Source organism: Rhodococcus sp. 5G237 (genome assembly GCF_053764735.1).
Map to the genome: position 1 here is coordinate 605,547 of NZ_JBSNCD010000001.1, position 25,556 is coordinate 631,102.

Below are 25,556 nucleotides of genomic sequence, written 5' to 3' on the forward strand. Positions count from 1 at the left end.
GGACCCATCGACATTCCTCTGCGGGGTCTGCCGTCAGCCTGGGCTCCGTCGCCGAAGACAAGGTGTTGATCATGAAAGTGCTTCTGTCTCCCGTCGTTTGCGCACCCGGCCGCAGCACCGAGGGGGTGTGGGAGTCGTGATCGAACTGATGCCGCGCAACGTCCGCGAGGTCGCGCTGTTCGGCGCCCACTGCGACGACATCGCCATGGGGGTCGGCGGAACACTGCTGACCCTGTCGGCGGCGTGCCCGAACCTGCGCGTGCGTGCCTTCGTCCTCTCCGGCGGCGACACCCCGCGCGAGATCGAGGAGAACCACGCGCTGCGGGCCCTGTGTCCCGGAGCGGACGTGATGGTCCGCGTGCTGGACATCCCGGACGGGCGTGCCCCGGGGTACTGGGAGGGGATCAAGATCGCACTCCAGTCCTTCCGCTACCACACCGAACCCGACGTGGTGTTCACTCCGCAGCGCGCCGACGCGCATCAGGACCATCGGTTGCTCGCCGAGATGGTGCCGACGGTCTTCCGCGACCACCTGGTCCTCGGCTACGAGATCCTCAAGTGGGAGGCGGACACGCCGGCCACCTCCGTGTACCACCCGCTCACCAGGGATGTCGCGGCGGAGAAGGCGCGTGTGCTGCTCAAGCACTATCCGTCGCAGACCGATCACGACTGGTTCGACGAGGAGTCGTTCCTGGGCCTGTCCCGTCTCCGCGGGGTGCAGTGCCGGTACCCGCACGCCGAGGCGTTCGTCCTGGAGAAGGCGGTCGTCCGATTCGGCGGGCAGGGCGCCTGAGCATTCACCACAACACGTCGGCCGGGTTCTCCGAGGAGGGGAGCCCGGCCAACAGGTCCTTCCAGCTGCCGGCAGCGGCGTCACGTGCGCTGATCGTCGTCACCGGCAGTGGCCAGACGATGCCGAGATCCGCGTCGTCGTGTGCCACCGCGAGATCCTCACGCGGATCGTGCGGCCGGTCGATGCGGTAACAGACGTCGGTGACGTCGGCCAGCGCCTGGAAACCGTGCAGGAATCCCGGCGGTACGAACAGGTGGGCGAACTCGACGTCGTCGAGCAGGAATGCCTGTGAGCGGCCGAAAGTGGGCGATCCGGGACGGATGTCGACCAGCACGTCGTGGATCGCTCCATGTGCACAGCGCACCAGTTTCGCCTCCCCGTCCCCGGAGCGACCGTGCATGCCGCGCACGACGCCCCGGACCGAGCGGGACTGCGAGTCCTGCACGAAATCGGATGCCCGGACGGCCGGCGCATCGGGACGGCTCCGGAGGTAGGCGTCGAATTCGGTCGCGTCGAACGTGCGGGTGAACAGGCCTCGCTCGTCATGGAACGGTTCGGGGCGGAGAACGAGAACACCGGCCAGGTCGGTGGTGTCGATACGCATCGCAGGTCTCCCTCGTGTCTACGGGATGGGAAGGTGCGTCAGACCGGCGCGTTCAGACGGACGGCCACCCGCCCGGCCGCGCTCGTCAGTCGTTGTTTCGCCGGGTACAACATCCGGACCGGGCCGGGAGCCACCGTGACGGACGCGAGCGCGACAGCGGCACGCAGGGAACGCCGGTGGGTGAAGGCGTCACGGGCCGCGATCCGGGCGGCGGGCAGATCGTTGCGGAGGAAGGCGGACCGGGCCCGACGCAGTGCCTGGTCGTAGCGGAGCCTGCGCACCGTCTCGTCCAGGGCCTCGTGTTCCTCGGGGGTCGTCGCCAACGCCGCGCCCGCCTGGAACGACCGGATCAGCTGCCGTTCGAAGGTCGAGACGGTGGCCTCGTCCCGCGAATCGGAGTCGCCGCGCAGGCGGTACCGGGCGAGCCGGTCGGGCAGCATCTGCACCTCGAAACGGTCGACGAGGCGGAGCCAGACGATCACCGATTCGTCGACGTCCTCGATGCCCGACGCGTAGGCGTTCACCGCGGACCACGCCTCACGGCGGATCGCCGCCGTGTAGTAGGGGACCTCGCCGCCGAGGACGTCGAGCAGTGAGAGGCGTCCGCGCCCCCGCCGGTTCCCGCCGGCCCCGATCGACCGCATGTACCCGGTGGGCAGCAGTCCCTCGGCATCGGTGAACAGGTGGGCGTCCACCGCCACGGCGTCGATCTCCGGCCGGGCGTCGAGCACGGCACCGACCCGCGTGCAGAAGCCCGGCATCAGGTGGTCGTCGCTGTCGAGGACGCACAGGTACCGTCCGCGCGCCGCCTTCGCCGCCGCAGCGATCCCGCCCGCGTAGCCGCGATTCTCCTGGCGCACCAGAATGATCCGCGGGTCGTTCAGATACCGCCCGACCACGCGGGCCATGTCGTCCGACATGCCGTTGTCGACGATCACGTGTTCCCAGTCGTCCCGTTTCTGCGCGAAGACGGATTCGATCGTCTCGGCGACGTAGTCCTCGGTGCGGTAGGCGGTGGTGAGGAAGCCGAAGGTCGGTTCCATGTTCGAACTCCTCGGAGAAACTGTGGGGATCTGGCGGGTGATCAGGAAACGGGGTCGGCGACGTCCTCGCGCCGCACGTGTCCGGGCGGGTCGCCGCTCGGCAGGACGGTGTGGAGGTGGGCGCCGTCCTCGTCGTGCCACCGGACGGTGATCGCGTCGTCGCGCAGGGCGACGGCGAGTCCCGACAACGCCGGTTCTCCGGCGCTGCCCGGCGTCAATGTCGTCACCAGCGCGACCGGAGTCTGCGCGTGCACGACACCGCCGACGAGCCATGCGGGGACGCGGGATTCGAGCCGGTGCGACCACCAGCCCAGATTCGTGTCGGTGTCGCCGCGGATCTCGCTGCGGATCGGTTCTCCGGAGGACGCGGCGTAGGCGAGCTGCAGGGTGGGTGCGTCCTCTCGGAGGGCGAGATGGCCGCACCCGGCGGGCCGGACGTCGAGGGAGGGGTGCAGTGGCCAGGCTGTGCGGAACTCGTGGTGGCCGGCACCGGTGAACAGGTCCACCACCACCGCGGTGACACGGTCGGGCGGTGCGATGAGCCACCTGCGGTGTACGACGGGTTCGTCGAGTCGGAGGTAGCCGTCGTGCTCGGCGTCCACGAAGCCGGCTGCGGTGTCCACGGAATGCGTGTGCACCCGTGCGTGCTGCCGCCAGAGGAAGGCGCCGCCGATGACGGATTGGTCGAGTCCGTCCACCGAGGCGGTCGGGTGGGCTTGCGTGCCCCGATGTGCGGACCGCCAGTCGGGATGGCCGTAGTAGCTCGTCACACCCGGATGTCCCACGAGTTCGTGGCCGTCGGCACTCAGGGTGACCGCGAGTGCGTCGGCGTGGCCGTGCGCCGCGATCGACAGGTACCCGAGGGGGCCGACGTCCATCGTGATCCGGCGTCGCCCGGATCGCAGCACCACGAGGCCGCCGTCGGGCGCGTGGAAGCTGCCGAAGGGTTCGCCACGAGGCGCGTCCTCGGTGGCTTTCGTAAGGGCGGCGAGCCATCCGGCGGCCGGCGGTCGAGTGCCGGCCCGTATCGCATCGGGTATGTCGAGGGCGGCCCCCACGAGACCGAGGTGATCGCGGACGGTGCGCACGGGCGACGCGTCGAGGCGCAGGGCGAACCCTTCGTCGTCGTCCCCGTAGCGCGGTGCCGGGTCGTGGTCTCCGACCACCGCCGCGAGATACCGCGCGCTGCGCGTGATCGCGTTCGTGAGCAGGACGGGCGCGTATCCGTCGCGTCGCCGGAGCATCTCGGCGACGAGGAGCAGCAACTCGGTGGTGAACATCTGATAGCCCACGGCCTGTTCGGCACCGCTGCCGTCGGGCAGGATCTGCCGGTCGGCCTCCGCGCACAACGCGGTGACGGCATCACGCTCCCATCGCGGAGAGGGTCGTAGATCGGGGAACAACAGCGCCACAGTGGCGAGGCCCGCGAGTTCACCGATGAGGTGATTGTTCGCCGAGCTGTACAACGAGCGTTCGGCCCAGCACCGGCGGGCGCTCTCCGCGAGCATGCACACGACGGCGCGGAAACGGGCGACGGTGAGACGCGGACTGTGCCGCAGCCCCTGCAGCGCGACGGCCACCGAGATCGCGCGGATGCCCGCCTCGAACGCTCCGCGCCAGGCGATGCCGCGTCCGGGGGGATTGGCGGCGATCCACGAGTCCAGCTGGTCGAACGCCTCGGCGGCGTAGCGATCGTCGCCGGTCAGGAGCCAGGCCTGCGCCAGCCACGGAAGGTGCTGCAGCCGGTTCAGTTCCCAGATCCACTTCGGGTCGCCGGCCGCGGTGCGGTGATCGATGCGGTGACCGGGCAGCGCCGGCCAGTCGATCCCGCCGATGGGGTCGTGATTCCAGTCGATCTCGGGCCCGAGTGCCGCCTCCTGATAGCCGAAGTAGGCGAAGCGGTGATCGAGAACCCGATCCGCGGCGACGAGCGTGGCGGTGGCGATCTCGGTTCCGGCGAGGGCGTCGGCCTGTTCGTGGCCGAGGAGCACGGGACGGCCCTCGGCTGCACGGAAACGGTCGAGGGTGCCACACCAGTCGAGGTCGGGTCCGACGAGCTGCGCGTCGGTGAACGATCGGGACGGAAGTCGTTGTCCGACCACGCGACGGACCCGCCATTCGATCTCGGCGGGTTCCATCGCGCGGAGCCGATGTGCGTACCAGGTGAGTCGTTGCACGGGACCTCCGTTACGAGGTGGTTGCACGGGACCTCCGTTACGAGGTGATCGACAGGGGATCGGCACGGTGCGAATCCCCACCGTAGCAAAATCAAAGTCTGTAGATTGCCGCTTAATCAGACTACAGGTATGTTTAGCGCGAGCGCATCCGAACCGAAGGTGGGCCCATGGCACCTCCGAAGAAACTCGTCGCCGTCCAGCACCGCGTGCGGCGTATGCATCCACTCGCCGCCCCGATGAGCCGTGAACTCCGCAGGATCGCCGCGGCGGGCCCCGACGAGATCCGCGCCTTCCAGGAAGGTCGGCTCCGTGCGATGACGCGATGGGCGGCCGTCGCCTCGCCGTTCTACCGGCAGTGGTTCCGCCGCGGGAAGGTGGACCCGCGTGAGATCCGCACCCTCGACGACCTGCGGCGCCTGCCCGTCCTCCGCCGCAACGACCTGACGGACCGTCCCGGGACGTTCCGGGCCTATCCCACGCGCGCGATGTGGGAGGCCCATTCGAGCGGAACGTCGGGCCGGGCCGTCACCGTCTACCGGACCCCGGGCTCGTCGGTCTACGAGATGCGGGTGCTCGAGCGGCAGTGGAGTTGGTTCGGCCTGCCGCGTGCCCCTCGCCGGGTGACGCTGGGCGGCAGCGACTTCGCGGCCGACCGTCCCGGAAACCCGACCGAGATCGTCCCCGGCGCACGACAGCTGCTGGTGTCGAGTTACCGGCTCACCCCCGACGATCTGCCCACGATCGTGTGGGACATCCGCAGGTTCGGTCCCGACGCGATCGACGGCTGGCCGTCGAGCATCTGTCTGCTCGCGGAACTGCTGTACGAGCAGGGGGAGCAACTCCCGGTCCGCGCCGTCCTCACGTCCTCCGAGACGATGCGGTCCGCCCAGCGCGCCCTGATCCGCGAGGTCTTCCGAGGCCCGATCGTCGATCACTACGGTCAGACGGAGCGCGTCGCGATGGCGGGCACGTGCGAGGCGGGCACGATGCATATCTTCCCCGACTACGGCATCGTCGAACTCGAACCCGTCCCCGGTGTCCCGGACAGATGGGAGATCATCGGAACACCCTTGCACAACTGGGGTTTCCCGATCTTCCGTTACCGGACGGGCGATCTGGTCGGACCGGCACCGGAAGGCCGGTGCGCGTGCGGTCGGGCATTCCCCACCCTCGGAGCGCTCGACGGTCGGGTCGAGGACGCGTTCACCGCCGCGGACGGCAGGCCGCTTCCGTTGCCGTCCACCGTGATCGACGACGTCACCGGTGTCCGCGAAGCGCAGATCGCGCAACTTGCTCCCGGGCGGTTCGAGATCCGGATGGTTCCGGGCGTGGGCTTCGACGCCGAGCGTGTCGAGCAACAGTACAGACGCAATGTCGAGCGGTTGTTCGGCCCGGGACAGGAACTCCGCGTGGTGACTCTGGATGCCGTGCCGCGCACCGCCTCCGGAAAACTCAAGACGGCCGTGGTGGAGGGTGGGGGAGACCGTGCCGTTCCGGCGGCCGTGGCCGAGGCCTTCGCCGGCTATCGCCTGGGTCCGGGAGAGTGAGGCGTCATCCCGTGTACAAGAGAACGGGACGCCGCCGCGGACCCGGAGGATCCCGGCACCGCTACCGATCCGGAGGATCGAAGGGCCGTACGGTGTCCCGCATCCTGCTCGTCGTGCTGGTGACGACGTCGTCGCTGTCCTGCGCGGCGCCCACCGCGCGCGACACCACCGCGGATGCGGCGTCGACAGCGATGTCCCTGCCGGGTATGCCCGCAACCGGTGAGCCGACCTTCCCGAGAACCGCCACCTACTATCTCGACCAGGATCGCCTCCCTCCGATGGAGGAGCTCGCCCGATACGATCTCGTGGTTCTCGATCACGAATGGGCGCATCGAGTTCCGGAGTCGTACTTCGACGGGCTCCGGTCACGGAATCCGCGTGTCCGTCTGCTCGCGTACATGAACCTCGTCGACCTTCCGGGAGCGTTGGGATCGCCGGGATACTGGGCCGATCGGTACGCCCTGTGGCAGTTCGACGGCCCGAACAACAGCGCCTTCCCGGAGGAATGGCTCGCCACCACGGCATCGGGAGAGCCGGTCAGCGAATGGCCCCGGACGACGATGACCAACCTCACCGACGTGGCGCCGCGGGTCGACGGCAGGATCTATGCCGAGTACGCCGCGGAGTGGGTCGCCGATCAGGTCTGGTCGACCGGGATCTGGGACGGTGTCCTCCTCGACGTCTGGGGGGATCGGATCTACTCGGCCGATGCGGACGCGTGGGACATCGACGGCGACGGTGTGGACGAACCGGATTCGCAGATCTACGGCCCCGACGGGCCGTGGGCGCGGGGACTCACCGTGGCGGAGCGGATCATGCGGGAGCGCATGCCCGACGCGATCATCGTCGCGAACGGCGATCGCAGCCCGGTCGACGGCCTGCTCGACGGGCGGGCCTGGGAGAGCTTCGCGGATCCGATGGTCGAGCGCGATCCGGGCATGGACCTCGACCGCTATCTCGAGACGAGTGCCGGAGGGGGACATCGATCACCGGGAGTGTGGATGACGATCGATCGCCTGGGAACGGGCCGGAGTGTGGCCGACACCTATCGACGAGCGCGCTTCTTTCTCACGGCCACGCTCCTCGGAGACGGTTACTGGGCGCCGATGCTCCTGCACTACGGCAGTACCGCCTACTACGACGAGATGGACGGGGCGGGACTCGGCCCCGGTTATCTGGGCCTGCCCGTCTCCGAGGCCGGCCTGCAGGGCGACGGGGGACGGACCGTGCTCCGCCGGGACTTCGAGAACGGGATCGTCCTGGTGAACAGCGGGGACAACGCCGAACACGTGTATCTCGAGCGCCCCTACCGTCACCTGCAGGGGACGCAGGACCCGAGTGTGAACGACGGCAGCGTCACCGACGAGGTGGTGCTCGAACCGCTGGACGGCCTCATCCTCCTGCGGACGGACTGACCCGGTCGAGCTGACCGTCGATTCGACCTACCCCTCGGTTCGACCTGCCCGTCAGTTCGGTGAGCAGGGCCTCGAACGACCGTGCGGTCCGGGAGATCCGGTACTCGCGTTCCGCGCGTTCGCGGCCGTTCGCGCCGAGGCGGCGCGCGAGTGACCGGTCGGCGGCCAGCACGCACAGTCGTTCCGCGAGTGCCGCGGCGTCTCCGACCGGGACGAGGAAGCCGTCGGTCCCGTCGGTGACCATGTCGGGCAGACAGCCGCATTCGGTGGCCACCACCGGAAGGCCGGCGGCCATGGCCTCGATGACGGTGATGGGTGCGCCTTCGTGGACGGACGACAGCGCCGACACGTCCAGTCCCGGCAGCAGTGCCCGGACGTCGCGGCGCACACCCGTGAACACGGTCCGGCCGGAGATACCGAGATCGACGGCGAGCGAGCGTAGTTCGGATTCTCTCTCGCCACCTCCGATGACCAGCAGTCGCAGTTCGGGACGGGTGTGTGCGGCGATTCGTACCGCTTCGAACAGCACCTGGTGTGCCTTCTGATGGCTCAGCCGCGCGACGATACCGACGGCGAAGGCGTCGGGGGACAGCCCGAGTGCCGTGCGTGCCCGGTCGCGGTCCTCCTCGGTGGGTGGATCGCCGAGGTCGATCCCGTTGGTGATGACCACTTCTCGTGTGCGCGACCACGGCCGGCGGGCGACTCCCTCCTCGCGGCGCAGATAGTCGCCCTGGCGCGGTCCCAGCAGCACGAGGGCGTCGGAGAGGAAGAGGGTGGACACGGCCCACCGGGGAAGGCACCGCTTGCCGATGCTCGTCAGATCCATGTCGTGTGCGGCAACGAGATTCGCGGGTGTCCGGGCGAGTCGCGCGGCCGGCCTGCCGAGTGCCAGGGCAGCGTGGTGGTGGTGTGTCACGAGCACGGCGTCGGTGCGGTCGGTACGCAGCATGCGCACGAGCCGCGTCAACCGGCGCGGGTCGTAACGGCCGGATCGGGGGACGACCTCCACCTCGAATCCCGCGCGCCGGTACTCCTCGGCGAGCGGGCCGGCTTCGCGCAGGCACACCAGACGGGGGCGCACGACCGACGGATCGAGGTGCCGGAACACCTCGAGCATGAGGACCTCGACGCCCCCGACGAACGTCTGGTCCAGCACGAGCGTGAGGCGGACAGGATCCGTCCGATCGGCTCGCTCCGCCGGCCGTGCGGGTCGCACGATTCCGGACCGTGCGGGTCGCACGATTCCGGACCGTGCGGCTTCCACGAGGGCGGTCTGGGCGCCCTCGACACTTCGGAGGAGTGTGAACTCCGATTCCACGCGTTCCCGCGCGGCCCGCCCCATCTTGCGGGCGAGTTCGGGATCGTCGAGCAGTTCGAGCATCCCGTCGGCGAGTGCTCGTTCGTCGCGGGCAGGCACGAGTCGGCCGGTGACCCCGTCGACCAGCATCTCGGGGACGCCGCCGACGGCCGTGCACACCGCGGGGCGGCCGGAGGCCATGGCTTCGAGCAGGGCCATGGGGAAGCACTCGATGCTGTACGACGACAGGACGACGAGATCCAGGGCGCGGAGGATGCGGGGGATGTCGCTGCGCGCACCGGTGAAGACGACGTTCGCGCGCAGACCGGCGGCGTCGGAGATCGCTTCGAGGTCCTCGCGGCACGGACCGTCGCCGATGACGAGGAAACGGACATCGGGTCGCAGGTCGACGACCCGCCGTGCGGCGCGGAGAAAACAGGCGTGGTCCTTCTCCGGACGCAGTGCCGCCACGATCCCGACGGTGGGAGCATCCGCGGGCACGCCGAGTTCGGGCAGCACGCTGCGATCGTCGGTGGTGTCGTACAGCGACGGATCGACCCCGTTGTACACGACGGTGATCTTCTCGGGTGGGTAGCCGAGATCGTCGGTCATGAATGCGCGCTGGGCTTCGGCCACACCGAAATAGGAGTCCGTGAGCGGATCGAGGCACCGGTCGATCAGTCGCCGGAGCCGGCCGCGGGGTTCGGGATCACCGCAGTGGTGGACCCACACCACGACGTGCGGAACCCGGGCGAGGAAGGCCGCAACCCGTCCCAGCGTCTCGGCGTTGTATCCCCGCGTGATCACGATGTCGGGACGGAACCGGCGCATCTCCCGCACCAGATCGACCAGGGCGCGCACCATCTGCCGCTTGGTCCTGCGCAGCGCCGTTGCGGGAATCGACGATTCGACCAGGTCGGAGAACAGCGCGCCGGGTTCTCCGATGCAGACGGCACACGAGGTGAAGCGCTGGGGGTCGAGTCGTGGGAGCAGGGTGGTGACGTGCCGTTCGGCGCCGCCCACACCGAGATCCGGCACGACATACATCAGTCGCAGCGGACGGGACATCTGCCGACCTCTCTGTAGAGGATGTCGAAACGCCGTGACACGACGTCGACGTCGAATTCCGTGCACACCCGGCGCCGGGCGCCGGCGCCGAGACGGGCCCGCTCCGCGTCGTCGGTGACGACCTTCCGGAGGGCGGCGGCGAGGGCGTCGGGATCATCGGGTGGGACGAGGATTCCCGAATCGGCGTCGACGAGATCAGGTATCCCGCCGACCGGACTGGCCACCACACACAATCCGGCCGCCATGGCTTCGAGGATCGCCATCGGTTGACCTTCGTTCCGGGACGGCAGCACGAGGATCCGGCTGTCCCGGAGCAGTCCGGAAACCTTCTCGGGTGCCGTCCATCCCGCGATGGTGACGGTGTCGTCGATACCGAGTTCGGCGACCTGCTGTGTGGCCGCGTCCACGGCACCGTCACCCGCGATCGTCAGATGCGCGCCGGAGACCGCTCCTTCGTGCGCGAGTCGCGCCCATGCCTCGAGCAGGACGAAGGTGCCCTTGCGTTCACCGACCTCGCCGAGGAAGAGCACGTTCACCGGTCGCCCGTCCGGCAGTTGGGAAACGGGCGTCCGGGGCCGGACGGCATTGGGCACGACGACGATCCGGGCGCGGGGCGCTATCTCCTGCAGGCGGCACGCCCACCTCTCCCCGAGTGCGATCACCGCGTCGGCCTCGGTGAGGGTCGCGCGGATGAGGGCCCGGGCGGGCTTGGGGCACAGGGAGTAGAAGCGGTGGAACTCGGCGCCGTGGACGTGGAGGATCACCGGGATGCGGGCGGCGCGGGCGATCCATGCCAGCGTGGCCTTCCGGACGAAGCTTCCGTACGAAGCGGTGTGGAGGTGTACGACGTCGGGTCGCCTCCGGATCACCGTGTAGGTGAACGAGACCAGCCCGACGGCGAAGGCGACGATCCGGAGGGGGATCGAACCGTTGCGATGGGTGCCGATGTGTTCGATGTGCCAGTCGCTCCACAGATCGGTTCCCTGCATCGTGCGGACGAACGAGGCGACACCGCCTCGGGTCGATGTGCTGGTGGAGACCCACAGCGCCCGTGGGGCATTCATGACGAGACCTCCTCCGGGGATCTCTCGGGATCCCGCTTCCGCGGGACGAACCGGTCGGACCATCCGATCGCCACACCGGCGATGAGCAGTGCCATCGCATTGGTGACATCGAAATTGCGGAGTTCGGCGGTGAACCCGGTGACGAGCAGGCACAGCACGGCGAGGACGGCCGCGATCGCGAGCGGTTGCCCGGTGAGCCGACCCGGTGGCAACCTGCGGTAGGCGCGGACGAGTTGGACGACGAGCAGCACGAGCACCGTGATCCACAACAGACCACCGACGATGCCGAGTTCGGCGAAGATCCCCAGTTCCGTGAAGTGGGCGTCGATACCGAATCCGCCCTCCCACGGGATGCTCGGTCCCCACGCCCGGTGGAAGAAGGTGTTGACGGAGACGAAACGCGCGACACCCCATCCGGTGAGCGGTTCCTCGCGGATCGCCCAGAAGGCCGTCGCCATAGCGTTGAGCCGGTCGTGGATCTCGCTCGTCGAACCCACCCCGCCGGCCTTCCGGTCGGCGCTGGTGAAGGTCGACCAGTTCATCGCGACCGCGACCACCATCGCCGTGGCCGTCAGGGCGAAGGCGCGGCGGAAGCCGCGGGCGCACAGCAGTCCGACGAGGACGACGATCCCGAACGCCAGCCACACCGCGCGTGTGTAGGTGAGGAAGACGCCGTAGGCGCAGGCCACGGCGATCACGGCGGCGAGGCGCCGGAGCCAGACGGGTTCGGATCTCTGCGAGGCCAGGACGACCGTGACGATGAATCCGAAGATGAGGATCGTCCCGTTGCCGACGGGCTGATTGGTGACACCCACCGCGCGGCCCGGCCAGTGCTCGTTCTCGAGCATGTAGCGCGGCCACACCAGAGCGGTCGGACCTTTGAGCTGGAAGATGCTCATCATCGCCGAGAACGCCGCGATGGCGGTGACGGTCCAGAGCATGCCCCGCACTGCACGCTCCCGGTCGAAACTCAGGCGTCCCATGACGAAGACGGCGAACGGGATGACCGTGCCGATGATGATGAAGCGGGACACCGAGGTGGGTTGACTCGTCAGGGGAACCACCGCGGGGAAGCGGTGCGAGGCGAACATCGACCAGAAGTTCCACAGGACGAACAGGCCCATGAAGATCTCGAGCATGCCCAGCTGCCGGATGCGATCGGGGCGCACGGTGATCCAGAGCCCGAACGACCCCAGCGCGACCGCGAAGAGGAAGACGAACAGATCGACGGGCAGCATGGGGATCTCGGGTGTGGGGAGCCGGAAGAACATTGCGACGATCAGCACGAGCACCGCGGTGGCCGGGTGGTAGACCGCCGCGGCGATGACGGCCAGTCCCACCGCCCCGGGCAGGATCAGCGCAAGCAGTTCGCCCGGGAGGACGAATGCGGCCAGGGCCGCGGCGACGAGCAGGCCCGCAGCCGTGGCGGCCGTGAGCGCCGCGCGTCCGCACCGGGCTCCTGACGATCGGATGCCCGGCCGGACGGCTCCTGCGGTGGTCATGGTGTTGCACCCGGCTTGCCGGACAGCAGTGTCGCGGCGACCCGGTCGGGATGGTGGCCGTTGGACGAGATCGCCGTCGTGTCGGGGCCGAGGCTGTCGATCCGTTCGTAACGCACCGTGGCGAGGGACTCGCCCCGCTTGTCGCGGCGGAAGAGACGGCGGATGAGCGAGCGTCCGGTGCGGGGGTCGACGAGGACCGCGCCGAGCAGTTCGGCGTCGGCGAGCAGTTCGACGGCCTCGCGGGTGGGACCGACCCGTCCCGAGCGCCGATCCAGGACGAGCACGGTGCGGTCGCTCACGACACACGCAGAGTGGGCGAAGGGGTCCTCGGTGAGCGGCGGGACCTCGACGATCACGAGGTCGGCATCGGCCCGGAGCCGTCGCAGGAGGTGGGTGAACCGTTCGCGGTTGAGCGGGGCGTCCGGGTCGTCGAGGAGATCCCGGACGAGTGCCGTGCGTACCGTGACGGCATCGTCGGCCGCGGTACGTTCCTGCACCGTGACGGTGTGCATGTCGGCGTGGAGCAGGACGACGCGCTCGCCCTCACCGGCCCAGAACTCGGCGATCGCCCGTGCCACCTGGCCGGTCGCCGGTGTCCGGGTGGGCGAGGCGACGGCCAGGGTCCCCGGCCGCGGTACCTGGCGATGTCCGGCGCGGGTCGCGAGGCGGACGAAGCCGAGATGCCGGGCGCGACCCTTGCGCCGGCTTCCCCCGCGAGGGATCTCGACGACCGGATTCACTCCCGTCCTCGTGTGCACGTCGTGGGAGGTGCCGAGGGTGGGGGAGAACAGGGCGGCGAGAACTGCGGCGACGGAGCCGAGGACGAGGCCGCCGAGGAGTCCGACCAGCACGTTGCGGGACATGCTCGGTTCGGACATCGCGATGCCGGCGTCGGGCTGCAGGATCTGGAGCTGGTTGGTCGAGTCGCCCTGCAACTGCTGGATCAGCGTCTCGAGCTCGATGATCCGCTGGGTGGTGTAGGCGGGATCCGCACCTTCGGTGAGCAGTCTGCGCCGCTCGTCCAGCTGGCTGCGGAGTGCATCGAGGGAGGCGTCCTTCTCGGCCCGCCGCACCGCGTCGACGTCCCACCGGAAGTTCGTGGCCAGGGCCAGGGCGGCGTCCTTGGCTCCCACATCGGTACCGGCCGTTGCCTCGACGAAGATCATCGAGCTCGCGGCGGCGGTGCGTGCCTCGAAGGTCGTGCCCGGCGGGAGGTCGGTCGAATCCTGAAGTCGCGCTTGGTAGGCGGGATCATTGAACAGATCGATGTAGCCCCGCACCATGACGGCGTCTTCCTCGGGGACACGTCCCGGCGAGGAGACGATCAGCACCGTCCGGCCGGTGTAGCTCGGCTCGGCGGTGTAGGTGCTCACGGCCGACGCGATCACGGCTCCGAGCGTGATGAGAAGGACGAGGGGCCAGAAGTGGCGGATGCGCTGAAGTTGGATCCCGACGGTCGTCGCCGTGTCGAGCGTATCGGCGTCGGTCGTGGTGTTCGTGTGTGTCATGGGGTACCCCAGGTCCTCGGGAGACGACGCTTCAAAACAATCTCAGAGTATCTTTTTACACGATAGAGCAGAGTTCTAGTTTGTTAAATCCCAAGTTTGGTGGATTATGGATTCGAACCGTACCCATGAGCCTGATTCTGAGTATGCTCCGCTACACCGCACCGCCGGGGACTCCCGGACCCTCTCTCATCGAGGATCGGATCATCGGATGATCGACAATCATTTCGGACTGCACTCGGACGAACCGGCCGCGCGACCGGTCCGCATTCTCATCGAGAGCAGCGAGTACTGGCTTCGCAACAACGGCGACCTGGCGATGCTCGAGGTCACGATCACGCGCCTGCGTCGCAGATGGCCCGACGCGCAGATCGGCGTGCTCACCGACGTCCCGCTCCTGCTCCGCGCCTACCACCCGACGGCGAAGGGGATCACCGTCCTCTCGACCGACCCCTGGGCCGAGCCGACGGTCGCCGAGGACTTCTTCGCCGCACTGGGACCGCACATCGTCGGCCCGATCGCCCTCGGCATGGTCCGCTTCCGGGTGTGGTTCCCGCAGAAGGCACGCGGACTGCGCCGGCGGCTCGAGCGGCTCGTCCGCACGCGTCTCCCGTCCGAACAGGCCGTGGAAGCGCCCATCTCCGCCAGTGAGGCGGCCGCTCGCCGGCCGGTGCACCCGGGCAGCGCGGCCGCCGTCGAGAAGGCCTCCCTCCTGCTCGTGCTCGGAGGCGGCTACATCACCGATTCCGATGCCGCCCAGGCCCACCGTGTCTTCACCCTCATCGAGCACGCCTGCGACCACGGTGTTCCCGTCACCATGGTCGGCCAGGGCCTCGGACCGCTCGACGACCCCCTCCTGCAGAAACGCGCGGCCGAGGTGATGCCGCGCGTCGACTTCGTCTCCCTGCGGGAGAACCTTCGCGGCCCGGCCATCCTCGAACGGGCCGGTGTGCCGGACGATCGAATCCTCGTCACCGGCGACGACGCGATCGAACTCGCCTACACCGAATGCGACACCGGCCCCGGAACCGACATCGGCGTGTGCCTGCGTCTCGCCGCCTACGCACCCGTCTCGGAGATCGCCCGCGACACCGTCCGCAGGGTCGTGCAGGCCGTGGCCACCGAGTACTCCTCGACGCTGGTGCCGCTGATCATCGCGGAATACCGCTCCCAGGACCGTCGTTCGACGCTGCCCATCGTGCGCGGAGCGGACTCGGTGGCCGAACCGCCACCCCGGTACACCTCACCCGGACAGCTCGTCGAACAGGTGTCGAGGTGCCGCGTCCTCGTGACCGGCGCCTACCACCTCGCGGTGTTCGCGCTCTCGCGGGGAATCCCCGTGGTCGCCCTGTCGTCGACCCGCTACTACGACGACAAGTTCCGCGGCCTCGAGGACATGTTCGGCGGTGGCCTCACCCTGCTGCACCTCGACGATCCCGCGCTCGGAACCAAACTCGCAGATGCGATGCGCACCTCCTGGCAACAGGCGGACGAGGTCCGCGGTCGTCTGCGTGCCCGTGCCCGGGAGCAGATCCGCCTGGGACACGTGGCCTTCGAACACGTCTTCGCGCTCGCCGAACGGGCGCGGGTCGAGAACCACTGAGACCACTGGGATCACCGAGCAGTGCAGGTCGGAAGGATGTCGCCGGAGTGAGCAGCACGACCCCCGAAGAGACGGACCCTGCGGGCCGGACGGTGGAGACCGGCCCCTCCGGGCGGTCGCTGATGTCCTCGATCGGACGGGTGGCCGGCGCGTCGACCGTCGCCTTGCTCTTCTGCGAACTGGTCTCGCTCGCTCAGACCGTCGCCCTCGCACGCCTGCTCACCCCGGCCGAGATCGGCATCTTCGTCGCAGGAACGGTTCTCACGACCTTCTTCGGCACATTCGTCGAAGGCGGACTGCGGTCGGGACTCATCCAGCGCGACACCGACGTCGCCGACGCGGCCGAGACCGTCTTCCGCGTGACCCTGCTGGCCGGGATCGTCATGAGCATCGGCGCGCTCGTGGCCGCACCCGTGATCGGGGCGATCTTCGACAACACCACCGCGGGGCTGGTCGCCGCCGCGACTTCCGGAGTACTGCTGGTCTATTCGGTCGCCAACGTGCCGGAAGCCATGCTGCAACGCGAGTTCAGCGTCAAGAGGCGGCTGATCGTCGGTCCCGCCGTCGCCGTCAGCTACGCAACGGTCGCGGTGTCGACGGCCGCTCTCGGCTGGGGTGTGTGGAGCATGGTGGCCGGCACCTACGTCTCGTACATCACCCTGGTGGTGTCGGTCTGGTCGATCACCAGCTGGCGGCCGGGTCGCGGTCGCGCCTCGTTCGCCCTCTGGCGCGAACTCGCCCGATACGGAGCACCTCTCGTGTTCGGAATGATCGGCTCGCGCGTACAGGCGGCGACGGAGGCGGTGGTGGTCGGCCGAGGACTCAGCGCCTCCGACCTCGGCTTCTTCCGGTACGGTCAGCGGATCGCCCGGATCCCGGCGATGGCGATCATCGAGATCGGCTCGGTCGCACTGTTTCCCGCCTTCTCACGGATCGCCAAGGACCCAGGCAGGCTCGTCTCGGCCTATCTGCGCGCCCTGCAATGGGCGACCATCGGTGCCGCCGCGTGTTCCGGGCTGATGATCGCCGCCGGCACACCCGCCGTCGTCGTCGTGCTGGGGGAGCCGTGGCGCGGAGCCGGACCGGTGGTCGTCGCCCTGGCCGGTCTCAGCCTCGGCAAGGCGTTCATCTGCGTGAGCGAGGAGATCATCAAAGGATGCGGCCGGACGGGCCTGCTGAACTGGTACACGCTCACCGAGGTCGGTGTGGGTCTGGTGCTCCTGCTCGTGTTCGTCGGATTCTTCGGCCTCGTCGGAGCAGCACTGTCCGTGTCGATCACGGCCATCGTCGTGGGGATCGTCGTCATGGCCCTCGCGAAGAGATGCATCCCGGTGTCGCTCTCGCAGCTCGCGGGCGCGATTCTTCCCCCGCTGCCCGCCGCGGCAGTCGCGACGGTAGTGCTCTGGTTGTTCGAACACCATCTCGCACAGAGCGATACGCACCCCACCCTCGTCGCCGTCGCCTTGCTGGCACTCGACGCACTCGTCTTCGCAGCCGCCTATCTTCTGGCGCTCGGCGTGTTCGCGAGATCCGCCACGACCGACCTGGTCGGCACGGTCGGCCGACTTGCCGCAACCGCCGTCAGGACGAGGAGGGATACCCGTGTCGATTCCTAGAACCCATCCCGAGAAACACGGCTCCGCCGAGCTCGCCGCGGTCGCGCGGTCCGGGGAGGTGGTCCGGCTCCGGCCCCCGCGGTTCTCGGACCATCGGGAGTGGCGCCGGATCCGGCTGCGCGACCGGGCCATCATCGAACCGTTCTGGGCGGCCAGTGAGCTGTCCTGGGAGGCGCGGCACACCCAGGAGGAATGGGTGCAGGAGTGCCTGCACCTGCGATCCTGCCGCCGATCGCGCGGTTTCGTGATCGAGGTCGACGGGCGTTTCGCCGGACAGGTCAACCTGTTCGGCATCGATCACGTGAGCCGCTCCGCGGAGCTGGGTATCTGGATGGACTCGGCGGTGGGTGGCCGGGTCATCGGGCACCTGGCGATATCGATTTTGATGGACCACGCGTTCACCGCCCTGGGGCTGTACCGGCTCACCGCGCCGATCTGTGTCGACAACCTCCCGGCCGCCCGCGGCGCGGACCGGCTCGGGTTCGTCCGGGAGGCGACGATGAAGAAGTCCTTCGCGGCAGGGGGCCGTCGCAAGGACCACATCCTGTTCGCCATGACGGCCGATCGGGTGCCCGGCGAGGGACTGACCGCGCAGTGGTCCGATCCCTCGGTTCCCCTCGTCCTGCCGGTGTGCTCCGTCGACCGGCGCATCTCGCCGAGAAGTCTCGCGACCGGCTGCCGCTTCGTGCTCGGTACCGCGAAACGGCTGGCCCCCGGACGAGCAGCGCTGCAAGCGGCACCTGCTCACGTCGGTGGGCTGATCCTGCGACCGGTCCACGCCCTGTCCGCTCCTCTGTTGCGACAACACCGCCGGGAGGAGGACGCCGTCCTGGAAGGGATGTGGCAACCGAGCTCACCGTGGGCGGGCTGGTCGGGGCACGCCTTCGGATACCGCGTGGAGAAGGACGGCCGGCACCTCGGCACGGTCGGTTTCGAACCGATCGATCTCGTCCGGCACGACGCCACACTGCGTGTGGACGCGACCGGCGACGACAGTCACCGGGCGCTCCTGCAGGCAGCGGGATGGCTGCTCGACCGGGCGTTCGGGGTGCTGAACATCGAGCGGGTACAGACCGGGGTCGATTCCTGCAACGCGGTGGCAGCCGGTTTCGCGAAGGCGCTCGGGCTCACCCTCGAAGGACGGATGCGAGGCATCACCACACACGACGACCGGCTGCGTGATCTCGACCTGTGGGCCAAGGTCGCGGACGGCAGCGCAGACAGCGAGACACACAGACTCGATCACGCAACCCCCGCGGGAGAATGACGATGACCGAATCCGTCGACCTATCAGCAAAATTCGACAGATCTGCCCACCTCCAGCGGCGCCTCCACGAACTCGTGCCCGGAGGTGCCCACACCTATGCCCGCGGCCCGGACCAGTATCCCGAACACATGACGCCGATCCTCACCCACGGGGACGGCGCACACGTGTGGGACGTCGACGAGAACCGCTACGTCGAATACGGGATGGGACTGCGGTCGGTGACGCTGGGACACGGCTACCGCCCGGTCGTCGAGGCCGTCACCGAAGCCGTACGGAGAGGGACGAATTTCAGCCGTCCCACCCTCCTCGAAGTCGAAGCGGCCGAGGACTTCCTGTCGCTCGTGCCCGGCGCCGACATGGTCAAGTTCGCCAAGAACGGATCCGACGCCACCACCGCGGCGGTCCGTCTCGCGCGCGCCGTCACCGGGCGCGATCACATCGCGGTCTGCGACCACCCCTTCTTCTCCGTCGACGACTGGTTCATCGGAACCACGCCGATGAGCGCGGGCATCCCGGAGAGTTCGCGATCGCTCACGTTGCGCTTCCGCTACAACGACCTCGCATCGCTCGACGCTGCCCTCACGTCGCATCCGGTGGCGTGCGTAGTCCTCGAAGCGGCCACTGCTACAACAGAACCCGCATCCGGATTCCTCGAGGGAGTGCGCCGGCTGTGCGATCGCCACGGTGCGCTCATGGTGCTCGACGAGATGATCACCGGGTTCCGCTGGTCGGAGCACGGGGCGCAGTCGGTCTACGACGTGCGGCCCGACCTGTCGTGCTGGGGCAAGGCGATGGGGAACGGATTCCCCATCTCCGCGCTCGCCGGTCGCCGCGAGTACATGGAACTCGGCGGACTCGGGACCGACGCCGAACGGGTCTTCCTGCTCTCGACCACCCACGGACCGGAAGCGGCGTCGCTCGCAGCCTTCCGTGCAGTGGTACGTGCGTACGGGACCGAGCGGCCGATCGAACGGATGGAGGCTGCCGGAACGCGTCTGGCCACCGCGGTGAACGCGCTCTCGGCGGAGATGGGACTCGACGAGTACGTCCGGGTCGAGGGCAGACCGTCCTGCCTGGTGTTCTCGACGCGAGGACCCGACGGGACGCCCTCGCAGGAGTACCGGACGCTGTTCCTCGCGGAACTGCTCGACCGCGGGGTCCTGGGCCAGTCGTTCGTCGTGTCGGCGGCCCACACCGACGACGACATCGACCTCACCGTCGCCGCGGTGGAAGCGGCGCTCGTGGTGTACCGGAAGGCGATCGACGCCGGGAGCGTCCGGGGTCTCCTGCGCGGACGGCCGGTGGCGCCTGCGCTCCGCCGCTTCGCTGCCCCGCGCCGACTGCCGTAGCGGTCGGTGCAGGAAACGGTCAGCGCAGGATCAGGCAGGTGGTCGAGCCCGTCGCGAGCAGGCGGCCCTCCGAGTCGCGGGCCTCACCGCGCGCCGTCGCCGTGCGCCGTCCGGTGTGCTCGCAGAAGCCCTGCACACGGATGACACCCTTCCCGGTCTGCACCGGGCGGACGTAGCGGACCTGCAGGTCGAGGGTCGTGTACCCGACCCCGGCCTCGAGGGTGCTCGACACGCAGAAGCCCATCGCGGTGTCGAAGAGGGTGGCGAGCACACCGCCGTGGATGCTGCCCACCGCGTTGGCGTGGAACTCCTGCGGCTCGAGGGTGACCTCGGCGAAACCCTCGCCGGCATCGGTGACGGTGAAACCGAGCGTGCGGGAGGTGGGGTGGTGCGGGATCGTCCCGTCCATCAGCCCGCGCAGGAAGTCGAGTCCGTGCATGTCGCGGTTGGCCGCCGACGTCGGTGCCGGGTCCTCCCACGTGTAGGTACGCTGCCGCTGCTGTTGCTCGTCCGTGCTCACGATGACCGACCGTATCCCACCTCCGGAGGGGTGACATGTGGAGCCGGGCGTGCCATTCTCGTTGCATGCGCCGTCGATGTTGATCCGACCCGATGACCTCGCTGTCCGCGCGGGTGGTCGCGTACGCGTCCGTCCGTGAGTTCGTGCCGCTCTACGGCCTGTACGCGTTGCTGTTCGAGGATCACGGTCTCGACACCCGCTCCATCTCGTCGCTGTTCGTCCTGTGGTCGGTGGTCGCCTTCGTCTCGGAGGTGCCGTCGGGCGCGTGGGCCGACACCGTCTCCCGTCGCGGTCTGCTGTTCGGCAGCGGAGCCCTGCTCACCGCCGCGTTCACGATGTGGCTGGTGTGGCCCGGTTACTGGGGGTTCGCGCTCGGCTTCGTCCTGTGGGGCATCAGCGAGTCGTTGAAATCCGGCACCTTCGAGGCCCTCGTCTACGACGAACTCGCCGCGCGCGGGTGCGAACACCGGTACGCGGCGATCATGGGATACGCCAACGCGGGTGAGATGACGTGTGTCTTCGTCGCGATCCTCACGGCGGCGCCGCTGTTCGAACTCGGCGGTTACGCCCTGGTGGGCTGGGTGTCGGTCGCGATCACCGTCGTCGACATCGCGCTCGTGGGAACGCTTCCCGCCGCACCGAAGGTGGAGGAGGCCGACGAGATCGCCGGCAGCGGCGACACCGTCCTCGTCCGCTACATGTCGTCGCTGCGGGCCGGCACGTCCGAGATCCGCACCGACCGGGCCGTGCGACGATCGGTCGTCCTCGCGGCCGCCCTGCTCGCCTGTCTCGCCTTCGACGAGTACTTCGTTCTCCTCGCACGCGAATCGGGAGCGGAGACCGGATTCGTGCCGGTGCTGGTCGCGCTGACGGCCGTCGGACAGGTGGTCGGTGCCGCGACCACCGGACGGACTGCGACGATGAGCGGCCGCACCATGGGTGCCGTCGTGATCGTCGGATCGGCACTGATCGCCGGTGGTGCACTCGCCGGAGGGATCGCCGGATTCACGGCGATCGGTGTGGGTTACGGCGCGCTGCACAACACAGCGATCGTCGCCGAGGCGCGCCTGCAGGACACGATGTCCGGTCGCGCCCGGGCGACCGTCTCGTCCGTCGTCGGCCTGACGAGCGAGGTGCTGTCGGTGGCGATCTTCGCTGCCTACGCGCTCGGCTCGCTGTGGTTGCCGATGGCGGTGCTGGTCGCGGTGACGGTGCTCCCGCTGGTCGGGCTGGGCGTGGTCGCGCCGAGACTGTTGCCCGCGGCGCGCTCGGCTCCATTCTCCGGCCCATGAGGGTCGGGGAGCAGTTCGGCCACGAGGGCGGGAAGTCGCTCTCGCCACTGAACCCAGTCGTGGCCACCGGCGAACCGCCCGGAACGGATGGGATGCCCGGCACGGCCGAGACGGCTCACAGCCGAGTCGATCTCGTCGAGCATCATCCATTCGAGTGAGCCGGCCTCGCAGAAGATGGGCACCCTGCCACCACGATCGGCCTCGGCGATCGTCGGAACGTCGCGCCCCCGATCGTCGTGCCACCACATCGACGGTGAGAGACACGCCGCACCGGCGACGATGTCCGGGCGTGTCAATGCGAAGAACATCGACGCGAGACCACCGTAGGAGCAACCGCCGACGATCACCTGCTCGTCGACGAGGGCGAGCAGTTCGTCCCGGAAGCGCGGGTTGGCGGTCAGATCGGAGGCACGGACGTTGCGTGCCGGACCGTCGGCACCGACGTGCTCGACGGCCACGACACGTGCCGGTGAGGCGGTGCCGTCGAAGGCGGCGAGCACTCCGTGGGCGAGGATCTCGTCGCCGTCGAACAGCAGTACCGTGCCCCGTCCCGGTATGGGCGGAAGATATGTGTGTACGCGGCGCGGGGTCCCGTCGAGCACGACGATCGAGGTGTGAAGATCTCCCGCAGGCGGCTCTCCCGTCCGGAAGCGTTGTGGTGGTGCATCGGGAGCTGCACCTTCGCGGGTCCCGGTTGCATTGCGACGGAACCGGATCCACCATTCGCGTTCGTTCTCTCCGTCCTCCGGTCCGTCGATCGGGCCGGCCGACGGAATGAAAGCGTAGGAACCGCGCCAAGCGCTGGGTACCCGGACCGAATGCGTCCACGACCGACCGTCCGGATCGCGCCGCATCGTGCTCTCGGCGATGCGGCTGCGGTCGGTCACGCAGTTGACGTCGAGAAACACCTCGGCGGTGAAGGGCGGCATCCGGTCTGCGCTCACCGTGAAGGTCGCGATCCAGCCGTCGTCGTCGGCGGTGAACACCGGCGTACCGTCCCCGAGCACGCGCGAGCGGTAGGCAGCCTCGGGAGGCGTGACGGCACTGCGATCCGGGGCGGGCAGCCGTTTCCGAGGAGATGGGGTAGGCACGCCGGTGTCGTCGGTCATGGCGTCAGGCGTCGCCGCGGACCGCAGCGGCGATCTTCTCGGGCAACTGCTCACCGAGCCACGCCATGCTCAGCAGGCTCGTCGAGCGGAAGGCGCGCCACTCCTCGTCGGTGGGCACGTAGTGACGACCCTCCCGAACGACGTCCAACGACGCGAAGACCGGCATGGCGGAGTAGCTTTCGCGGAACGACTCGTCCGGGAAATAGCCGATGAACACGTCCGCTTCGAACAGGTCGAAGTTCTCCGGGCTGATCTGGTTGTCCTTGCCCTGCGCGACGTACTGCTCGGTGGCAGGGGACGGTACGAGTCCGAGGTCACCGAAGAGCTGGCTCGTCGCCGAATCCGGCCCGGTCAGCAATCCGGCCCGGTCGGTGGAATGCAGGAGGGATACGACGTAGGTCGCGCCGTCGAGTTCGGGATGCTGCTCCTTGGCGGACGCCAATTCGGTCTCGACCGCTTCGATGCGCGCGTCGATCTCGTCGCGGACCCCGAACAGTTCGGCGACACGCTGCGTCTGCTGCGTCCAACTGTCGGCCTTCTTCTCGTCTGCACGCGCAAGGGTGGGGGCGACGGCCGAAAGCTGCTCGTACACCGAGTTCTCCAGCTCGATTCCCGTGGCGAGGATGAGGTCGGGTTCGTAGGAGGCGATCTCTTCGACGGGCACCTCGGTGAACTCGAGCAAGGGTGGGACAGTGCCTCCGAGTTCGGTGACCGCATCCTCGGTCCACGGCATGACGGGTCGGACCACCGAAGCGGTCATGGCCACCGGCACCACTCCGGCCGCCAGAGCGGCGTCGTTGTCGGAAACCGACAGGGTGACGACGCGTTCGGGTGTCTCGTCGAGCGTGACCTCGCCGAACCGGTCGGTGACACTGAAGGTTCGGTTCTCTCCCGGAGGCTCGGTGGAGCCTGCGGGATCGGACGAACCCGAGCAGGCGACGGTCAGGGCCAAGGGGACGGCCAGTAGCGGCACGACACGACGGAGCGACTTCAAGACTCACCTTCCACAACGTAAGGACTAGGTAAGCCTAAACTAATTAACTCGCGGGTTGTGCCGTCATCGTCGTCACAACTTGCTGCTGCGCAGTTCGTGCCCCTTCGAGGTCTTGCAGCGACCCGATTCGAGATCCCACTGCCAGCCGTGCAGGTTACAGGTCAGCGTGGTGCCGTCGACGACACCGAACTTCGACAGGTCCGCCTTCAGATGCGGGCAGCGACGCTGGATCTCGTAGCCGCCCAACTCGATCGACGCCGAGTCGTCGTGCGCCTCGGCGAACCAGCCGTCGGCGTACGCGATGCGCTCGTCGGTCAGGCACTTGAAGAAGGTGTAGAGGAACTCGTTGTATCCGCCGATGCGCCAGGCCGTGAACCGGGTGGACAGGAAGATCGTGTTGACCCAGTCGGGCTCGTCGTCGCGCAGAACCGTGCGCACGAGCTCGGGGGAGATGCGGAAACCGTAACGGTACTTGCCTTCTCCCTCGATGGGTTCGCGCACGACGCGCTTGGGGAAGTCGAGCACCACGGTCTCGTCGCCCATCACCAGACCCACCGGATAGCCGATGCCGTCGCAGATGAGATCGGACTGCGCCATGATCGGCTCGAACTTCGCCTTGAGCGCGGACAGCAGCGGCTCACCCTCGGCGGGAGCCCAGGTCGCCTTCTGCGCCGCGATCACCGGAGCGAAACGCTGCGCCATGTCCTCGATGTAGGCGGCCTTGTTCGTGAAGATCGCCTCGACCTGCTCGTCGGGGATCGGGTGCGTGAGCGTCATGTGCTCGCTGCCCTTCAGATCCACCACCGAACCCGGGATCATGAGCAGACCGCCCTCGCGGCCGTGGATGCGCAGCTGCTCGAGGAAGACCTGCTGGTCGGGGAAGATGTTGCCCTCGTCGCCGTGGTCGTCGTTGAGATCGCGCAGGTCGTCGTCGAGGAAGACCGGCGGACCGGCAGACGGCACGATCCACGTCGCGTCGACCTGGTCGATGTAACTGCGGCAACGGTCCATGCCGCGCTGGCGCTTCTGCTTGCCGAAGTTGGCCTTGGTCTTCTTCGGGATGTCGTAGACCATCGGGTACCAGATGGCGCCCGAGTACTGCAGCAGGTGGATGTCGATCTTCCCGAACGCCTCGTGCATGACGTCCATGTCGATCGGCCGCGCGTCGTTCATGTTGAACACGGTCGACTCACCGTCGGAGACGATCAGGCCCGAATCGCCGATCGGTCCGTCGGCCGGCGCGCGCAGCGCGATGATCATGATGTCGAGATCGCCCTCGGGACCACTTACCGTGTGCTTCACGGAATCGGTGGTCTCGAAGAACTTCGTGAAGCCGAGATTCTCGAGCTCGCGACGCAGGTCCGGCACCGGATAATCGGGCAACAGGACGGTCGCGTCCTTGTTGACGTGCTTGCTCAGCGTGTCGGGATCGAAGTGATCCTTGTGCAGATGCGAGACGTACAGGTAGTCGACGTTGCCGAGAGCGTCCCAGTCGAGACCGGTGTTGTCCGGGAAGGGCACCCACGAGGCGAAGTACGCGGGCGTGACCCACGGATCGCACAGGATGGACCCCGCTTCGGTCTGGATGTGGAAACCGGCGTGTCCGACGCTGGTGATCTGCACTTCGTACCCTCCTGACGTGCTGACCGACGCCTACCAGGGTAGGCGCCGCCAGTCGGTCCACTGCGCCCAGGCAGTACCCGTTGCTACCCGTCGTGAGCAGGACCACCAGGTCACGGGGTGTACCGGCCCCAACGATCGGAATCGTCACACTCGTGTACACCTCCGAGA

The 25,556-nt window shown here is 68.4% G+C and carries 18 protein-coding genes and 1 pseudogene; 8 read left to right on the top strand and 11 right to left on the bottom strand.

Going from position 1 to position 25,556, the window contains the following annotated elements; translation table 11 throughout:
- Nucleotides 1–148 precede the first annotated feature (148 nt).
- The gene (locus tag ACWPOC_RS02885; protein WP_120283843.1) at nt 149–793 is read left to right on the top strand and encodes a PIG-L family deacetylase; all 645 of its coding nucleotides are present in this window, start codon (nt 149–151) and stop codon (nt 791–793) included.
- A gap of 4 nt (nt 794–797) precedes the next feature.
- Here ACWPOC_RS02885 and ACWPOC_RS02890 read toward each other — a convergent pair whose 3' ends face one another.
- From ACWPOC_RS02890 to ACWPOC_RS02900, 3 genes are read right to left on the bottom strand one after another with little or no spacing between them, the layout of a single operon-like run.
- On the bottom strand, nt 798–1,397 hold the full coding sequence (locus tag ACWPOC_RS02890) for a dTDP-4-dehydrorhamnose 3,5-epimerase (RefSeq protein WP_120281057.1): 600 nt from the start codon (nt 1,395–1,397) through the stop codon (nt 798–800).
- A 38-nt stretch (nt 1,398–1,435) separates the two neighbouring features.
- Nucleotides 1,436–2,440 carry a glycosyltransferase family A protein gene (locus tag ACWPOC_RS02895; protein ID WP_120281058.1) on the bottom strand — a complete coding sequence of 335 codons (1,005 nt, stop codon included), beginning with the start codon at nt 2,438–2,440 and terminating at the stop codon, nt 1,436–1,438.
- Nucleotides 2,441–2,481: 41 nt separating this feature from the next.
- The gene (locus tag ACWPOC_RS02900; RefSeq protein ID WP_455407967.1) at nt 2,482–4,617 is read right to left on the bottom strand and encodes a heparinase II/III domain-containing protein; all 2,136 of its coding nucleotides are present in this window, start codon (nt 4,615–4,617) and stop codon (nt 2,482–2,484) included.
- A gap of 167 nt (nt 4,618–4,784) precedes the next feature.
- Here ACWPOC_RS02900 and ACWPOC_RS02905 point away from each other — a divergent pair, with 167 nt between their 5' ends.
- Nucleotides 4,785–6,164, top strand: a complete 1,380-nt coding sequence (locus ACWPOC_RS02905) for a phenylacetate--CoA ligase family protein (protein WP_455407968.1) — start codon at nt 4,785–4,787, stop codon at nt 6,162–6,164.
- Between the two features lie 92 nt (nt 6,165–6,256).
- On the top strand, nt 6,257–7,579 hold the full coding sequence (locus ACWPOC_RS02910) for a putative glycoside hydrolase (RefSeq protein ID WP_455407969.1): 1,323 nt from the start codon (nt 6,257–6,259) through the stop codon (nt 7,577–7,579).
- Here ACWPOC_RS02910 and ACWPOC_RS02915 read toward each other — a convergent pair.
- The 4 genes from ACWPOC_RS02915 to ACWPOC_RS02930 are packed head-to-tail and all read right to left on the bottom strand — an operon-like array spanning nt 7,557 to nt 14,018.
- The gene (locus ACWPOC_RS02915; protein ID WP_455407970.1) at nt 7,557–9,944 is read right to left on the bottom strand and encodes a glycosyltransferase; all 2,388 of its coding nucleotides are present in this window, start codon (nt 9,942–9,944) and stop codon (nt 7,557–7,559) included. The two genes, ACWPOC_RS02910 and ACWPOC_RS02915, sit on opposite strands and share 23 nt — an antisense overlap.
- Nucleotides 9,923–11,008, bottom strand: a complete 1,086-nt coding sequence (locus tag ACWPOC_RS02920; protein WP_455407971.1) for a glycosyltransferase family 4 protein — start codon at nt 11,006–11,008, stop codon at nt 9,923–9,925. Before ACWPOC_RS02920 ends, ACWPOC_RS02915 begins: the two co-directional genes overlap by 22 nt.
- A complete protein-coding gene (locus ACWPOC_RS02925; protein ID WP_455407972.1) occupies nt 11,005–12,510 on the bottom strand; it encodes an O-antigen ligase family protein in 1,506 nt (501 codons plus the stop codon). The genes ACWPOC_RS02920 and ACWPOC_RS02925 overlap by 4 nt, the downstream gene beginning before the upstream one ends.
- Nucleotides 12,507–14,018, bottom strand: coding sequence for a hypothetical protein (locus ACWPOC_RS02930; protein WP_455407973.1), 1,512 nt, complete (start codon nt 14,016–14,018; stop codon nt 12,507–12,509). Before ACWPOC_RS02930 ends, ACWPOC_RS02925 begins: the two co-directional genes overlap by 4 nt.
- 208 nt (nt 14,019–14,226) lie before the next feature.
- Between ACWPOC_RS02930 and ACWPOC_RS02935 the strand changes: the two genes are divergently transcribed.
- Genes ACWPOC_RS02935 through ACWPOC_RS02950 form a run of 4 tightly spaced genes read left to right on the top strand, consistent with a single transcriptional unit; the run spans nt 14,227 to nt 19,850 of the window.
- Nucleotides 14,227–15,618, top strand: a complete 1,392-nt coding sequence (locus tag ACWPOC_RS02935) for a polysaccharide pyruvyl transferase family protein (RefSeq protein ID WP_455407974.1) — start codon at nt 14,227–14,229, stop codon at nt 15,616–15,618.
- Nucleotides 15,619–15,665: 47 nt separating this feature from the next.
- Nucleotides 15,666–17,234, top strand: a complete 1,569-nt coding sequence (locus ACWPOC_RS02940; RefSeq protein WP_120281063.1) for an oligosaccharide flippase family protein — start codon at nt 15,666–15,668, stop codon at nt 17,232–17,234.
- Entirely contained in the window at nt 17,221–18,501 is a 1,281-nt protein-coding gene (locus ACWPOC_RS02945) for a GNAT family N-acetyltransferase (protein ID WP_183070626.1), read from the top strand. The genes ACWPOC_RS02940 and ACWPOC_RS02945 overlap by 14 nt, the downstream gene beginning before the upstream one ends.
- Before the next feature lie 2 nt (nt 18,502–18,503).
- Nucleotides 18,504–19,850, top strand: coding sequence for a glutamate-1-semialdehyde 2,1-aminomutase (locus ACWPOC_RS02950; RefSeq protein WP_159416998.1), 1,347 nt, complete (start codon nt 18,504–18,506; stop codon nt 19,848–19,850).
- 19 nt (nt 19,851–19,869) lie between these two features.
- On the opposite strand, the gene ACWPOC_RS02955 is transcribed toward ACWPOC_RS02950, so the two are convergent.
- Nucleotides 19,870–20,370 (bottom strand): PaaI family thioesterase, encoded by a 501-nt coding sequence (locus tag ACWPOC_RS02955; RefSeq protein WP_006553428.1) that lies wholly within the window; start codon nt 20,368–20,370, stop codon nt 19,870–19,872.
- Between the two features lie 92 nt (nt 20,371–20,462).
- Between ACWPOC_RS02955 and ACWPOC_RS02960 the strand changes: the two genes are divergently transcribed.
- Nucleotides 20,463–21,662 carry an MFS transporter gene (locus ACWPOC_RS02960; RefSeq protein WP_455407975.1) on the top strand — a complete coding sequence of 400 codons (1,200 nt, stop codon included), beginning with the start codon at nt 20,463–20,465 and terminating at the stop codon, nt 21,660–21,662.
- 29 nt (nt 21,663–21,691) lie between these two features.
- Here ACWPOC_RS02960 and ACWPOC_RS02965 read toward each other — a convergent pair.
- From ACWPOC_RS02965 to ACWPOC_RS02975, 3 genes and pseudogenes are all read right to left on the bottom strand, one after another.
- Nucleotides 21,692–22,771, bottom strand: a pseudogene (locus ACWPOC_RS02965) (enterochelin esterase domain-containing protein); the annotation flags it as partial.
- 4 nt (nt 22,772–22,775) lie between these two features.
- A complete protein-coding gene (locus ACWPOC_RS02970) occupies nt 22,776–23,765 on the bottom strand; it encodes an ABC transporter substrate-binding protein (protein WP_455407976.1) in 990 nt (329 codons plus the stop codon).
- 72 nt (nt 23,766–23,837) lie between these two features.
- Nucleotides 23,838–25,388 carry a Rieske 2Fe-2S domain-containing protein gene (locus tag ACWPOC_RS02975; protein ID WP_455407977.1) on the bottom strand — a complete coding sequence of 517 codons (1,551 nt, stop codon included), beginning with the start codon at nt 25,386–25,388 and terminating at the stop codon, nt 23,838–23,840.
- Nucleotides 25,389–25,556: the final 168 nt, after the last annotated feature.